This window comes from Candidatus Dechloromonas phosphoritropha (assembly GCA_016722705.1).
Lineage (GTDB): Bacteria > Pseudomonadota > Gammaproteobacteria > Burkholderiales > Rhodocyclaceae > Azonexus > Azonexus phosphoritrophus.
Window position 1 is genome coordinate 2326226 of sequence record JADKGN010000004.1, and the last position, 14541, is coordinate 2340766.

The following is a 14541-nucleotide window of genomic DNA, read 5'->3' on the forward strand; positions in this document are numbered from 1 at the left end:
GTGCCGATGGACTTCATCTACCAGAACATTCTGCTGATCGCCCTCGTCGTGGTCAGCGGCATTGCGCTGATTTTTCCCTTGTTGGTGGGAAGCGGCGCGAACGAGGTCAATCCGGCGAAAGCCACCCTGCTGATCAATCGCGAGGATGCCCAAGTGATTGACGTGCGCGAAGTCGAGGAATTCGCCGCCGGGCATCTGCCGGACGCGAAGAATGTTCCGCTCGCCAAGCTCGCCGATCGCATCAACGAGATCGAGCGCTTCAAGGACAAGCCGGTGATCGTCTGCTGTGCGTCCGGGATGCGTTCCGGGAAGGCCTGCGGCCAACTCGGGAAGCTGGGCTTCGCCAGGGTCCATAATCTTACCGGCGGCATCGATGCCTGGGTGGGCGCCGGTTATCCGGTGAAGAAGGGAACACGCAACAGATGAGCCCCCGCGTCCTGATGTATACCACGGCGGTCTGCCCCTACTGCGTACGCGCCAAAATGCTGCTCAAGGCGCGCGGGGTGACCGAGATCGAGGAGATCCGCATCGATCTCGACCGCGCAAGGCGCGACGAAATGATGAGCAAGACCCAGCGCCGCACCGTACCGCAGATCTATATCGGGGACACCCATGTTGGCGGCTTCGATGATATGAGTGCCCTCGATAGGGCCGGCAAGCTGCGGCCGCTGCTCGACGGCGCCTGAAAACCGATTTATCACCTGAAAGAGAATCATGGAACAAGACGAACAGCCGGTCTTCGGCATCGAGAAGCTCTACATCAAGGATCTTTCCATCGAAGTGCCGCATGCGCCGGAAATCTTCCTCGAACGCGAGGCGCCGCAGGTCGAGATCCAGCTCGGGAGCGCCGGCAGAGGTCTCGGCGAGGGTGCCTACGAAGTGGTGCTCACCGTCACGGTAACGGCCAAGCTCGAGGAAAAGACAGTCTTCCTGGTTGAAATCGGCCAGGCCGGCATCTTCCGGATCGTGAACGTCCCCGGTGATCAGGTCGAGCCGCTGCTTGCCGTCGCCTGCCCGAACATCCTGTTCCCGTATGCGCGGGAAGTCGTTTCCGACGCTGTGACCCGTGCCGGGTTCGCGCCGATCGTTCTGCAGCCGGTCAATTTCGAGGCCATGTATATGCAGCGCCTGCAAGAGCAGGCGTCGGCCTCGACCCCGACCGAAGTTACCATTCAGTAAGGCGCGACCATGTGGCGCCAAGCCGTTGCAGCCCTTGTTCTGATCGTCGCCGCCGGCACGGCGCTGGCCCTTGACTATCGTTCGATTGAGGTGCCAGTCGCGATTCTTTACGACTCGCCGTCTCAGAAAGGCAAGAAGCTCTACCTGATGCGCGCGCAAACGCCGGTCGAGGTCGTGGTGCGCGTCGAGGGCTGGTTCAAGGTGCGCGACGCCGAGGGCACGATGGCCTGGGTCGAGGCGCGCAATGTCGGCCAGCGCCGCACCCTGGTGGTCACTGCGCCGCGCGCCGAGATTCGGCAATCCGACAAGCCGGATGCGCCGGTGGTCGGCGAACTCGACAAGTGGGTGCTCGTGGACTTTCTCGAGCCGGCGGCGCCGGGTTGGGCCAAGGTCTATCACCGCGATGGCATTACTGGCTACGTGCGTACGACGCAGGTCTGGGGGCTGTGAGGATCACCCTGCTCGGCGCCGGGGCGTGGGGAACCGCGCTGGCCATCGCCTTCGCTGGCAAGAATGAGGTGACGCTGTGGTCGCGTGAGGACGATGTTGCGGTCGACCTCCAGAATACCCGTGAAAATCACCGCTTCCTTCCCGGCCACAAACTGCCCGCAGGCGTTCGCATCGAGACTGATTTTTCCGTGGCCATCGCCGGGGCCGAGCTGCTAATCATTGCCACGCCGATTGCCGGCCTGCGTCCGACCGTAGAGCGTTTGAAGGCTTTGAATAGCGCGCTGCCGGTGCTCTGGGTGTGCAAGGGGTTTGAAGCGGATACCGGCAAACTGCCGCATCAGGTGGTTGTCGAGGTGCTGGGGGCGAACGCCGTCTGCGGCGCCTTGTCCGGGCCGAGCTTTGCCGAGGAAGTCGCCGCCGGACAGCCGACCGCCGTGACGCTGGCGGCCAACGATCACCAGTTCGCCGTGGATACCGCACGGCAGTTGCATTCCCGGCGTCTGCGCGTCTATGCCAATGACGATCTGGTCGGCGTCGAGGTCGGCGGGGCGGTCAAGAACGTGCTGGCCATCGCTACCGGCGTTTGCGACGGGCTCGGGCTCGGACTCAACTCGCGTGCCGCGCTGATGACGCGCGGACTGGCGGAAATTGCCCGCCTCGGCGTCGCGCTCGGCGCCCACCGCGACACCTTCATGGGTCTTGCCGGCATGGGCGACCTGATCCTGACCTGTACCGGCGACTTGTCACGCAATCGCCGCGTCGGTCTGGCGCTCGCCCAGAACAAGTCACTGCCGCAGATCCTGAAGGAACTCGGGCATGTCGCCGAAGGTGTTTATACCGCGCGCGAAGTGGTGCGCCTGGCGAACGAACTGGCGGTCGACATGCCGATTTCCAAGGTCATCGCCGCCGTGCTTGATGGCAGCGTCAGCGCCGGCGAGGCGCTGGAACTGCTGATGGCGCGTGATCCGAAGGAAGAGGCGGTTTAGACCGTTACGGTAGCCGTCCGGCGGCCACCATTTTTGCCTTGAGGATGCTCGGGGGTATCCAGACCACTAGGTCGTCAAAGGTGTCGGTGGGTGTGTGCGAGATGAAGGTCATTGTGGCGTTGGAATTCTCCAGTTCGTCGCCGGTGGCACCGGGCAACTGGTTGCCGCCGGTCTGCCAGGCGCCGGCCGCCCGGCTGCCATGGCTGACGATGACTGCAGGTAAATCCGCGGCAATGGTGCTGCCGGCGGTGCTTTCCTTTACGTCTGCATTACCAATGTCGGTAAGCGTGAAGCTTGCTAAGGCTTCAGGTAACTTGGACTTGGTAAAAGTGCTGCTGGCGGTATAGGTGAAACGGTTTCCCCACGGATCGGTTTCGGGTAACCCAAGTGTTTTCCAAGGCAGAACCCCGTGCTGTAGCAGGCCATCACATGGCGGAGTAAGTGCCTTGCCGGCGTCGTCATCGGTGTTCGGTAAGTTTGCTTTTGCCGGGCAGGGCAGGCGGCCATTGGCCATCGCAAATCCCAGCAGTGCCTCCCGGATATTCTCCAGTTGGCGCTGGGCATCGACGTTTTCCGCTGCGTTGCGTTGCGCCGCAATGCCGAGCAGCAGTCCGCTGGTCAGCAGCGCGACGATGACCAGCACGATGGCCAGTTCGACCAGCGAGAAGCCGTTGTTTCTGCAAGGAAGCTGGGATGGATGCAAGTTGCTGGGTCCGAATGCGGGTCAGTAGGCTAGCCGGTCGTTGAATATAGCCGACACTGGCTGGCTGGAGAATGCGGTTGGGGTTGGTGGTGGATTTTGTGCATTCCCATCGCGGCCCCCAGGGGTGCTGGTGGCGCCAGGGGTGGCAGGGGCGTTGCTGTCGGCATTGATTCCCTCTAGGAAGTGAGTCGCTTTTCGTGTGCTGCGGGTTGGATCTTGACCTGTCAATGCCTTCCCGGCACTGATGACAACCACGCGATACGTCGTGCCACTCCCGTTGACGGTAAGTTTACCGACAGCCGGGCGCACGCGGTCGCTGATCTGGTAGAAGAACAGGTTGGCCCACTGGTTTGCCACCCACCAGGTGTCGCTACCGGTTGATGGTTTGAGGAGGGAGCAGGCGCTGCCATACCAGACCGTGGGGGTGACCGCGTCTGCCTGACTGGTTTCCAGAAGTGACTCCAGTTTGCCTGCTGCACTGAGCGTGTTGGCAAGCTTAGTTTGCGTGTCGGCCAGAGCGTCTTGAGCAGCGGATTGTTTGGTGGCATCGCTTGGCGCCCTGATGTAGGCCTCGAGCGCGCTTGCCGTCCCGGTGCCGCCGTCGATGCTGTCAAGAAGCTTTCGTGACGCGGTATAGGCCGAGGTATCGCTGTCCCCGGATGCCCATGTGCTTTTCCGGGACAGTCGCGCAATATCTGCAGCGTCGGCTTCGCTTACGCCAGCCCAGTAGATTACCGCTTTGGCCGGGGTTCGGAGCGCAAGCGCGGCCGTGCGCGTTCCCGGTGCGGTCTGTCCCGAGGCGCTCAGTGTTTCAGCAGCGTTCTTAAGGGATTCCTGCGCAATATTGTCGCCATTGTTGATCATTGCCGCAGCCAGCGTGTTTAGCCGAGTGACCGTTGTCGCCGCTGTTGATTGGATGAGGGAGAAATTGCTTGCCGCCTGCGCCGCAGCAAGCGCGTCATCGAGTGCCGAGAGACTGATGGATCGAGCGGAAACCACCGTGCTGGAAGCTGTCGCAATGGTGGCGACAAGTGTGCGCGAGGCGTCGAGAACCGGAGTTAGCGCCACCGCCGATTCCTTGTCTGGGTTTTGGGAAAATACGGACAGCGCCGCCGCGATTTGCTCGGCGCGGAAGCTGATTTCATTGCCGTCGATGTTAACCCGATTGGCCAGAACTGTTGTGTAGAGCGTGGTATTGGCATCGTACAAGGCTGTGGCGGACGCTAACGCCTGGTTTACCAGGGTGGCATCATCAGGCTGGCCCTTGGCGGTTTTGGCATCGACGGATGCGGCCTCTGCGCTCAGCAAATCTGTGTTGAGTAAATTGGCAAGGCCGGGATTCGGTGTACTGCTGTAGGCGAATAATTTGTTTGCAAAGACATTGAGTTGGGTTTGCAGCGCGCCCAGTGCTTTGGTCTTGGTCACTGTCGTGGTCGCTGCGACGGCTGCATCTATTTTTGCCTTGAGGGTCGCATTCTGGAGTTGAAGTTCCATCAGGAACGGGTCCAGCCCCATGTTCGCGAGCGATTCCCTGAATGCGGCAAGACTGGGGAGGGCGGCCCCTACTGCCGCAGGCACGGTGGCCAGCGTGCTGGTGGTTGTTGCGACGATCGCGTTATCGAGGGTTGCAAATTGCTCATCGGCTCCCTTGGCTTTCGCCTCAAGATCGGCCGCCGCGATGTAGAGCCTGTCGTAAAGCGCGCGGGCATAGGCAGCCAGGTTGCTGATCTGTTGAACCGCGGCGAGTTGGTCGGTTGCGGTCGACACGGAATTCAGAGCGATTTCCGCTGCCTTGAGATCGCCGGTCGATTTCTTCAGAGCCTCATCCGGGTTGCCGCCTGGTTGCGTGGCGGGAATCATCCCGAACAGGCTACCGGTTACGCCTTTGAATGTGTTGTTTGATAGTGGTGCTGGCCACGGATAGGTATGGCTTGTGTTGTCAGGGCTTGCAGCGTGCCCTTCAAGGCAGGCTTTTACCTCGTTGGCAACCCGTTTCTCGACGGCCGCCATCAGTTCCTGGCGGGTCACCGGCATAATGACATCGTTATCGTCTGGATTGTTTGGTTGGTACGAATACGAATAGAAGTAATCGTCGCCATCCGCGTTACGTGTATCCATCTGCCCACGTGTGGCGATAATCAGGGCCACCACATCGTTACTGTCCGCGCCTGCTGGAACATCCAGCCGGAGCGAGGTGACGGTGTCGCTGTTCAGGGGAGGTCTTGCCCGGTCGCCACCAAACATGGGTGATACGACATAGCGGAACAACATACCCTGATCGTCACTGGTTTCTTTTATATCAAGTGTTTTCCAGGGTAGCCAGCCTACGTAGGCATCACAGTCATCACGAGAGAGCAGGGGAGATACGCCATTACCGATCAGGTCGGGGCAGAGAAGCCGGCCGGGACGCTTGTTGTCGGTGACGGCATAGCCAATCAAGGCTTCCTTGGCCTGGGCGAGGCGCAGCAGAAGCTTTTGATCCTGTTGGGTCCGGCTAGCGTTGACATTGGCGCTGCGGTAGAAGGCATAGGCGCCGGCCATGATCAGCAGGACAAGCAGAGCGATAAGCGCGATACCCGACTGGTTGCGGATACGGCGCGCGTCGTGCTTCATGGTTTGGGTGGCTTGCGTTTGATGACGATCGTGCCGCCGCCGAGCAGGCTGTCGTGTTCGCCGGTGGTTGGGTGATAGGTGTCGCCGGCGGGAACGCCTGGGCCGCGGCCACCCGCCGTCTGCGCTTCGCCGTTGATCCAGCGCGTGTTCTTGCCGCTGCTGCGGCGTACCTCGCCGTTGAACGTATAGCTCGCATCGCCATCGAGGCCGCTCGGGCGCTGGCTGATTCCGAGCAGGCGCTCGCGGTCGAGCGCCGCGCGCTGCTGTGGGGTGAAGAACAGGCGGCCCGGCGGTTCGCCCTGTGGCCAAGCCGGCACAGCGGCGAGAGCCAGCAGGAGAACCGGCAGATGGCGTCTTCTCATGGCTGTTTGGTCCCGCTGGCGCGGCGCAGGGTGATCCACTCCATCGTGCATTCGCCGATCAGTTGCGCGGCATCCCTGGCGGCCGGGTTTGCCCCAGGCAGGCGGGAAAGCTTGCAGCCGCGCAAGACGACCAGCGCCTTGGCTTCCTTCTGTAACTGCCCGACAAAGTTGAGCAGATCTTCCTCATGCAGCACCCGCAACTGGATCTTCAACTGGCTGCTGTGATAGGCGTAGTCGGCCCCGGCAACGCTTTCAAGCGGAACTTGCGGTCCGAACTCGTAATTCATGCCCGGCAGCCGCAACCGGCGCTGGAGGTCGCGCAGCAGTTCGGTCCACTCGAGCCGCTTCTCTTGCCCGATCATTCCGGCAAGCTCCATCTGCTGAAACTGCTGGGTACGCGCCTTGATCTCCTGCTCTTCGGTTCGCACCCGGCCGAGGCGCTTCTCGATCTCGAGCTTGCGTGCCGCCGCCGCATCGCGTTCTGCCCGCGCCTTGCCAGTGTCGCCGGTGCTCCAGAGGCCGGCGGCGATCGCCAGGCCGATCAGCAGCGCGACGAGCAGGGCGATCCAAGCGATTTTGCTGGAGTCGCGGGCCGTCAGTTTCATGATGTTACCTTGCGCACGATCTGGATCGTGAACTGGCGCGGGGGCGCGCTTTCCGTCTCCATGTCGCCGCCGCGCAGGGAGCGCCCCGATTCGATATCGAACGGCTGCTGCTGGACGCTGACGTCGCTGTCGCGGTCGACCCGCAATATCTCGACAAAATGCTCGAAGGTGGCCAGCGTCTGTCGTGCCGTTGCGGTCGGCCCGAGGCGAATCGAGCCGCGCAAGGTGATCACTTCGGCCTTGCCGTCGGGCAGTGCCGTGGTCTTGCCGGGTGTCGCGGCGCCCGTTGCCGGCGCGCTCCCACCGAGCGACCATTCAAGCGCCTCGAGATGGACGTTCGGCACCTCGTTCATCGCGCGGCTGACCAGGCGGTAGGCGTCGTCCGGAAGACGCTGTTTCCTGACAAGTTCACTTTGGCGATTGGTGACGCGGCGCAGGGTTTCGTTGTCGATGCCCAGTTGCGGGAAGGTGGCGGAAATTTCCTGGTAACGCCAGTTGAGATCGGCTTCGCGGCGTGCCAGATCCTGGGTTTGCTCGCGCATGGCGCTGGCGTCGTAGAGTTGCTTGGCGACAAACAGCGCTCCGCCAAGGACGGCAATGGCGCCGAGTGTGAGCAGCCCGTAGCGGATCTGCGAAATGTGGTAATCGTGGCGGTGGTCTTCAGCGGCGAATTGCTGGCGCGGGGCCGCGGTGGCCAACAGGTGCAGGAACAGCAGTTCGCTGCTGCTGTCGCCGGGCAGGCTCCTGAGGTCGAGCTGGCGGGCTGCCTGGTGGCTGTCGATGATCTCGAGACCGAGGTTCGCCATGTCGCGGCACGACTGGCGGACCGCCGAAACCGCCTGCGGATGGGCCAGAATATAGACGGGCAAGTCCTCGTTGCGCCCGACAAGGCGCTGGGCGAGCAGATACTGGTGGAGCTTGTTCGCCTCCGAGGCGAAGCGTGAGGCGAGACCGCCAATGCTGCTGTCGTTCAGCGGAGCCATACGCGAGAACAGCGGCTGGCCATCGACCAGATAGCTCTCGCGGATCGAGTGGTCCTGAAAGGTCAGCAAGAGGGCGCGGGGAGCGGACTTGCCGAGCTTCCTGAGCAGTATGCCGCCCAGTTGCGCCACCGTGTAGATGCCCGCCAGCGCCGCGTCCGCGTCCTCCAGGCACTTCAGCCACGGCTCGAAGTGAGCCGGGTTGGTCAGGGCCGAGAGCAGAAGTTTCTCATTCTTGCGCTTGCTCTTCTCGTAGCCGAGCGATATCGCGGTGGCCAGCGGGGACCCAAGAAAATGCTGCCCCAGCTTGCGCGTGATCAGCGCCTTGCGGTCGGCGCCCTGCAGGAACGGAATCGTTTCGAGTTCGTGTCCTTCCTCGGCGACATTGACCAGCATCCGGAAATGGCTGTTGCGGTGGGAGCGCAGGTAAGCGGTGAACCGCGTGAATTCCTCGGGGCGCATCTCGAAGACGCCTTCCGGCCGCAACTTCCCGCGTTGCCAGACATGGGCCGTCAGGCGCTGGGTGTCGAGGTAGAGGAGGCGGCGGGGAATCACGTCTTGATCTTGCTGATGACGTCGTAGACCGGCCCGAGGACCGAAAGCATGATCCAGCCCAGCAAGGCGCCCATGAAGAGGGTCAGCATCGGTTCGATCAGGGTCTGAGCCTTTTCGACCGATTCCTTGACGTCGCGATTGTAGAAGTAGCTGACGTTGCGCAGCGACTTGTCGAGGGCCCCGGTATTCTCACCGACCCGCAGCATGCGCACGACGAGCGGCGGGAACAGTCCGGCATCATGGAAGGCGCTGGCGACATTCTGGCCCTCGCGGATCGACTGTTCGACCCTGACCAGGGCCTTGCGGACGACCCGGTTGCCGACAATGTCCTGGGTCGTGCGAATCGAATCCAGGATCGGGATGCCGGCTGCGTAGAGCATGGCGAAAGTGTTGGCGAAGCGCGAGAGGATGATCTTTTTCAGAATGGGCCCGAAGATGGGCAAGGTCAGCTTCATTCCGTCGAGCCGCAGACGGGCGATGGGATTGCTGCGCAGGACCAGTTGCGCGGCGACGACGGCCAGCACCGGTATGCTCAGGAAAAGCCACCAGTAGCCGACCAGCAGGTCGGAGACGAAGAAAAGAAGCTGCGTCTGCGGCGGCAGGGCCTGGCCCATGTTTTTGACGAACTGCTTGAGCTGCGGCACCATGTAGATCATCAGGAAGAAGGTGGCGCTGAGGACAATGGTGCCGACAAACGCCGGGTACATCAGCAACTTCTTGGTATGTGACGCCAGTTCGTCTTCCCACTTGAGCGATTCGCTGAGGCTGCTCAACACCTCGGCCAGCTCGCCGCTGGCTTCACCGGCACGGATCAGGCTGACGAAGACCTTGCTGAATATGGTGGGATGGTCGGCCATCGCCTGCGACAGCGTTTGCCCACCTTCGATTCCCTCAATCAGCCCGGCGATGACTTCACGAAAGCGCGGATTTTCGATCGAGTCGCGCAGATCGGCAAGGCCTTCGAGGATCGGCACGCCGGCGCGCGCGAGCTGGTCCAGATGGAAGCAGAAGTTGATCAGTTCGGGGCGTGGAATCTTCCGGCTGCCAAACATTCCGTGGTGGTCGATCGGCCGGCCGGTAACCAGATCGAGGTCCATGCGCTTGAGGCGCATTTCCAGATCGGTGAGGTTGATGGCATCGATTCGTCCGAAGACCATGCGCCCTTCGATGCTGACGGCCTTGTAGTCGAATAGCATGGCTACATCCGGTCGGTGAGGTCGATGACGCGCCCGAGTTCCTCAAGCGACGTGGTGCCGTTGAGGACCCGGCGCATGCCATCGTCGGCCAGCGTGATGAAGCCCTGCTCGAGCGCGCGGACGCGGATTTCGTTGGTGGTGGCGCGGCGGGCGATCAGTTCGTCGATTCCGGAATCGATGCGCAACAGCTCCATGATCGCGATGCGTCCGCGATAGCCTTGGTAGTCGCAGCGCTCGCAACCGGTTGGGCGGAACAGAACCGGGCGCGAGCCGCCAGCCGGCGACCCGACTAGTTGCATCTCGTGGGTCTCGGCATAATAAGGCGACTTGCAGTGGTCGCAGAGGCGACGGATCAGGCGCTGGGCGACGATGCCGATGATGTTGCCGGCCATGATGTCGGGCAGGACGCCGATGTCGAGCAGGCGCGGGATGGTGCCGACGGCGGAATTGGTGTGCAGGGTCGAATAGACCTGGTGCCCGGTCATCGCCGCGCGGAAAGCCATGTCGGCGGTATCGGCGTCACGGATTTCACCGACCAGAATGACGTCCGGATCCTGGCGCATCATCGAGCGGATGCCGTTGGCGAAATCGAGCTTGGCGGTTTCCGCGACCGAGGTCTGGCGCACCAGCGCCATCGGGTACTCGACCGGGTCTTCGAGGGTCATGATGTGGATGCTCTCGGAGTTGATGTGGTTGAGCACCGAGTAAAGCGTTGTCGTCTTGCCGCTGCCGGTCGGGCCGGTGACCAGGATGATCCCCTCGGGACGGGCGATCATCAGTTTCAGCCGGTACAGATGTTCCTCGGCGAGGCCGAGATTCTCCAGCGGCACGATGCCCTTCTGGCGGTCGAGGACGCGCAGCACGATGTTTTCGCCGTGGATGGTTGGCTGGCAGGCGACGCGGAAATCGACCTGGCGTCCGGACACGGTCAGCCCGATGCGACCATCCTGCGGCGCGCGCATTTCAGCGATGTTCATGCCGCTCAGCACCTTGATGCGCACGGTCATCGCCGGCCAATATGATTTGTGCAGCGCGCGGATCTGACGCAGCATGCCGTCGATGCGGTAGCGGATGCGCAGGAAGTTGGCTTCCGGCTCGAAGTGAATGTCCGACACGTCGCGCTTGACGGCATCGGTGAGGATCGAATCGATCAGGCGAACGACCGGCTGGCTGTACTCGTCATCGGTGGCCGAAAGACTTCTCCAGTCGATCTCACCGGTCTCGATTTCCTGCAGGATGCCGTCGATCGACAGCTCGTAACCGTAATACTGGTCGATGGCGTGGTCGATTTCTGATTCGCCGGCGATCAGCGGATCGATCTCGACGTTCTCGGGAAGCAGCGCGCGCACCCGGTCGAGGCCGACGATGTTGTCGATGTCGGCGATCGCCACCGTGAGCCGGTGGTTGGCGGCGTCGAAATCGAGCGGCAGCAGGTGGTGGCGCGTGGCGATGTCGCGCGGCACCAGCTTTAGTGCCTGCGGGTCGACAATGGCGTTCGAGAGATCGATGCTCTGGCGGCCCAGACTCTCGGAAAGCGCCTCACGCAGTGTTGTCTCCGAGACAAACCCGAGAGAAATCAGTAGCTTGCCGATCGGCTGGTTGGACTTCATCTGCTCCAGCAGCGCGATGCGCAGCTGATCCTCGGACAGGATGCCCTTGGTCATGAGGATCTGGCCCAGCGGGCGGTGCTGTCCTGCGGAATCGTTCATGAGCGGCTCGTCGTCAGGGCTGAAGTTCGGCGAGGCGCAGCTGCACCCGGTCGCTGTCAAACGCAGCCGGGCGCCGCTGTGCTGCGTCGAGGGCCAGACGGTAGTGCTGGGCAGCGAGCTTGGGCTGGCGCAGATGGTCGAGACTTACCGCCAGATTGAACAGATAGTCCGGGTTGTCGGGATCGGCGGCCACGGCATTGAAATAGACCTGCTGTGCCTCGGACCAGCGGTTCTGGCGTGAATAGAGGTTGCCCAGGGCAAAATTCAGCGGCCCGGATTCCGGCTGGTTGGCGAGCAGCGTTTTCAGGCGGCTCTCATTGGCCAGCGGGTCGCCACTCGCGCTGCTGCCGAGACTGGCCGCCTGGGCCGCCGGATCGCGCGGATCGGCATCGATGGCGCGCTGCCGGTAGCGGTCGGCATCGGCGGAGCGCCCCTGGCGTTGGGCGATGGCAGCCAGCGCCAGCAGTGTGTCGACATTGTTGGGATCGGTCTTCAGAGCGCGTTCGTAATCGTGGCGAGCCGTATCGAAGCGATTGCCCTGCAGGCTGGCGTAGCCGGCTTCGACGTTGGCGTCGGGTTCGGGTCGCGAGCGCGTCAGGCGGATCGCCGGGGCGGCATTTCGTCCCTCGCCGGGGGGCATGGTTGCGGCGGATTGGTCGCGGGACGAAAAGGCCGGGCGCGATACGACAGGCGGGGCTGCTGCGGTCGACGGCGAAATCTGGGCCAAATTGGCTTGTGCCGCCGGTGGGTTCAACGGCAAGGCCGGCAGCGCAGCAGCAGGTGGGACAGGGCTCTGGGCGACCGCGACGGGCCCGCCCGTAGGCGACGTCAGCGAACCGCTGCTCAGCGATTGCGTTTGATACAGGACGTAGGCGGCGATGCCGACCATCGCCAGCCCGAGCGTGCCCAGCGCCAGCCACATCGGGCGCCGCGAGAGCGGCTCCTGCTGCTTGGCGGCAAAGGCGTTGCGCGCCGCGGCCAGGTTGATGTCTTCGGGCTCGGGGCTGCTGGGTGCCGTCCGCGGCTGCGGCGCTGGCAGAGGGCGCCGGAGCGGGGGAGTTGCTGCGAGATCGGCGTCGAGGGCATCAATGTGCGCAGCGAGCTCGGGCAGCGAAGTCCCGCCGACGACGGAAGCAGCCAGCGGCTCCAGGCTCATGTCGCCGGCAGCCGTCGGCGGCGCCTGCCCGGCCGCCGCCCGCGCGGCTTGCTGTTTGCTGGCTTCAGCCCGTTTCAGGGCGTCCATCAATAGGCTCATTGCTGCCCGGAGGAGTCGGGAAAGTTGTTCAAGGGCTGCGCTTCGCGCGTCTGGGCGAAAAAGTCGTCGCCGGGAAGCTGCGCGCGATAACCGGAAAAATCGCCGTTCAGGCTTGCATCCTTGATGATTACCGGACGCAGGAAGATGACCAGTTCTGACTTGGTTGCGGAGTTGTTGCGCGTGTTGAACAGTTCGCCGATCAGCGGGATCTGGCCGGCCAGTGGCACTCGGCCAGTTTTCCAGTCGATGCTGTCTTTCATGAGGCCGCCGAGGACGGCAATCTCGCCGCTGTTGACGCGCATGATCGATTCGATTTCCCGGGTACTGATCTGTGGCACCAGATTTTGTACCCCGGCCTTTGCAAGCTCGGGGTTGGGATCAGCCTTGAGTTCGGTAATGCTCGATATGCTCGGCCGCACGTTGAGTATGACCATGCCATTCCCGCTAACTTGCGGCGTCACGGTCATGACGAGGCCGACCGATACCGTTTGCGGCGTGGTGGTCGTGGCGGTCGTGGGTTGGGCGCCGACAACGCTTGCCGGAACAATGTCCGATTTGACGAAGAAATAGGTATAGTTTTCGACGACCTTGAGCAATGCCGTCTGATTGTTCATCACCGAAAGGCGGGGGCTGGACAGAACCTTTGCCGTACCAAATGACTGCAAGACATTAACGAGGCTATTGATAGTGGTATCTGTGTCTTTTTGGTTCTTGAATGTCAGTGTGAAAGGATTTGCTACGCTTCCTACATTCGAGTTAATGCTGGCTTGTGTAATTGCGAAGCTCTTGCCAATCACACCATCCGTCACTATGCGACTCCAATTGATGCCCTGCTGGTAACCGTCTCCTAGCGCCACTTCGACAATCGTTGCCTCAATTAGCACCTGTCGGTGAGAAGAAACCGTAACTCGGTCGATGAATTCCTGGATCTTTTCATGCTGGCGTGAGGTCGCGCGCACCGTGATCACTCCGCTCTCGGGGTTCATGATGACCGAGGCAGCTTCGCGGAAGGTGCTGCGGCGCACGACCGAATTGCCCGTGGCCTGACTCGAAGAGCCCGGCGTCGGATTGGCCTGCAGCGCGCTGGCGATCGCTTGCGCTGCGCGCTGCCCGCCGCCTTGCGGCAATGCGGCAGCCCCGGTCGCGGTCTGGGTATTGGCCTGCTCGATGAAGGTCTCGCTCGATCCCTCGGGGAAGACCTTGTCGGTTTCGTGCAGGATGTCCTTGATGTTCTTTTCGAGCTGTTCCCAGAACAGGTTTTTCGAACTGTTCAGGATCGATGTGTTCGAGATGTTGCTGGAGCCGCTGGCGCCGCCGCCCGCAGGCGCGCCACCCGAACCGCCGCCGCCCGAGATGCTGGTGTTGATCTGGGTACTGGCTGATACGGTGCCGGTCACGGTCCGCGCCATATTGACGTAATCGACCTTGTAATGTTTCAGGAACGGCGAGTCCGGCATCACCGCGAGATTCGGCCCGTCCAGTTCGAAGCGCATGTCGACCTGCTTGGAGATGCGGGTCAGCAGTTGCGGCAGCGTCTGGTTGATCGCGTTCAGCGAAACGGTCCCGGTGATGCCGGAGTGGATGTCGACATTGACCTTGGCGTCGCGTGCCAGCGCGAAGAGCAGATCACGCACCTGAACGTTGTTGACCACGACGCTGTAGGTTTCGCTCTTGGGCACGGCGCGTGGCTTGGGCAGGGCCAACGTCTGCTGCACCGGAGCGGGAATCTCGCCTTTACCTTGGGGTGCGGTGCTCTCGCTGCTGAGATGGCCGGCCAGCGGCTGTTGTGGCGTCGGCGCCTGGCAGGCGGCAAGCAGCAGCGACAGCAGGGATGCGCTGAGGAAACCGTATTTCATCCGAAAATGCTTTCTTTCGAGCAGTTCAAGGCAACGTTGCAGGTTGTGGCCATGCTAGCACAACGTGCTTCCGGTGCCGACCGGATGTCCGG

14 protein-coding genes are annotated in these 14541 nt (G+C 62.3%); 5 read left to right on the forward strand and 9 right to left on the reverse strand.

Annotation, left to right across the window (positions count from 1 at the left end):
- The first annotated feature begins 6 nt into the window (after positions 1–6).
- The 5 genes from IPP03_16960 to IPP03_16980 are packed head-to-tail and all read left to right on the forward strand — an operon-like array spanning position 7 to position 2615.
- The gene (locus IPP03_16960) at positions 7–426 is read left to right on the forward strand and encodes a rhodanese-like domain-containing protein (protein MBL0354254.1); all 420 of its coding nucleotides are present in this window, start codon (positions 7–9) and stop codon (positions 424–426) included.
- The gene (grxC, locus tag IPP03_16965; GenBank protein ID MBL0354255.1) at positions 423–686 is read left to right on the forward strand and encodes a glutaredoxin 3; all 264 of its coding nucleotides are present in this window, start codon (positions 423–425) and stop codon (positions 684–686) included. The genes IPP03_16960 and grxC overlap by 4 nt, the downstream gene beginning before the upstream one ends.
- Before the next feature lie 28 nt (positions 687–714).
- Positions 715–1179 carry a protein-export chaperone SecB gene (secB, locus tag IPP03_16970; GenBank protein ID MBL0354256.1) on the forward strand — a complete coding sequence of 155 codons (465 nt, stop codon included), beginning with the start codon at positions 715–717 and terminating at the stop codon, positions 1177–1179.
- Between the two features lie 9 nt (positions 1180–1188).
- Complete coding sequence (locus tag IPP03_16975; protein MBL0354257.1) at positions 1189–1629, forward strand: SH3 domain-containing protein; 441 nt, start codon at positions 1189–1191, stop codon at positions 1627–1629.
- Positions 1626–2615, forward strand: a complete 990-nt coding sequence (locus tag IPP03_16980; GenBank protein ID MBL0354258.1) for an NAD(P)-dependent glycerol-3-phosphate dehydrogenase — start codon at positions 1626–1628, stop codon at positions 2613–2615. The genes IPP03_16975 and IPP03_16980 overlap by 4 nt, the downstream gene beginning before the upstream one ends.
- Positions 2616–2619: 4 nt before the next feature.
- Here the strand turns inward: IPP03_16980 and IPP03_16985 are convergent, their stop codons facing one another.
- The 9 genes from IPP03_16985 to mshL all read right to left on the reverse strand — a co-directional run bounded on the left by IPP03_16985 (position 2620) and on the right by mshL (position 14449).
- On the reverse strand, positions 2620–3258 hold the full coding sequence (locus IPP03_16985; GenBank protein ID MBL0354259.1) for a prepilin-type cleavage/methylation domain-containing protein: 639 nt from the start codon (positions 3256–3258) through the stop codon (positions 2620–2622).
- Positions 3259–3339: 81 nt separating this feature from the next.
- Positions 3340–5931 carry a hypothetical protein gene (locus IPP03_16990; GenBank protein MBL0354260.1) on the reverse strand — a complete coding sequence of 864 codons (2592 nt, stop codon included), beginning with the start codon at positions 5929–5931 and terminating at the stop codon, positions 3340–3342.
- Positions 5928–6293, reverse strand: a complete 366-nt coding sequence (locus IPP03_16995; protein ID MBL0354261.1) for a hypothetical protein — start codon at positions 6291–6293, stop codon at positions 5928–5930. Before IPP03_16995 ends, IPP03_16990 begins: the two co-directional genes overlap by 4 nt.
- Positions 6290–6898 carry a hypothetical protein gene (locus IPP03_17000; GenBank protein MBL0354262.1) on the reverse strand — a complete coding sequence of 203 codons (609 nt, stop codon included), beginning with the start codon at positions 6896–6898 and terminating at the stop codon, positions 6290–6292. Before IPP03_17000 ends, IPP03_16995 begins: the two co-directional genes overlap by 4 nt.
- Positions 6895–8433 carry a hypothetical protein gene (locus IPP03_17005; GenBank protein ID MBL0354263.1) on the reverse strand — a complete coding sequence of 513 codons (1539 nt, stop codon included), beginning with the start codon at positions 8431–8433 and terminating at the stop codon, positions 6895–6897. The genes IPP03_17000 and IPP03_17005 overlap by 4 nt, the downstream gene beginning before the upstream one ends.
- A complete protein-coding gene (locus tag IPP03_17010; GenBank protein ID MBL0354264.1) occupies positions 8430–9629 on the reverse strand; it encodes a type II secretion system F family protein in 1200 nt (399 codons plus the stop codon). The genes IPP03_17005 and IPP03_17010 overlap by 4 nt, the downstream gene beginning before the upstream one ends.
- Before the next feature lie 2 nt (positions 9630–9631).
- On the reverse strand, positions 9632–11338 hold the full coding sequence (tadA, locus tag IPP03_17015; protein MBL0354265.1) for a Flp pilus assembly complex ATPase component TadA: 1707 nt from the start codon (positions 11336–11338) through the stop codon (positions 9632–9634).
- A 13-nt stretch (positions 11339–11351) separates the two neighbouring features.
- Complete coding sequence (locus tag IPP03_17020) at positions 11352–12581, reverse strand: tetratricopeptide repeat protein (protein MBL0354266.1); 1230 nt, start codon at positions 12579–12581, stop codon at positions 11352–11354.
- Positions 12582–12589: 8 nt separating this feature from the next.
- Positions 12590–14449, reverse strand: coding sequence for a pilus (MSHA type) biogenesis protein MshL (gene mshL / locus IPP03_17025; GenBank protein MBL0354267.1), 1860 nt, complete (start codon positions 14447–14449; stop codon positions 12590–12592).
- Positions 14450–14541 lie beyond the last annotated feature (92 nt).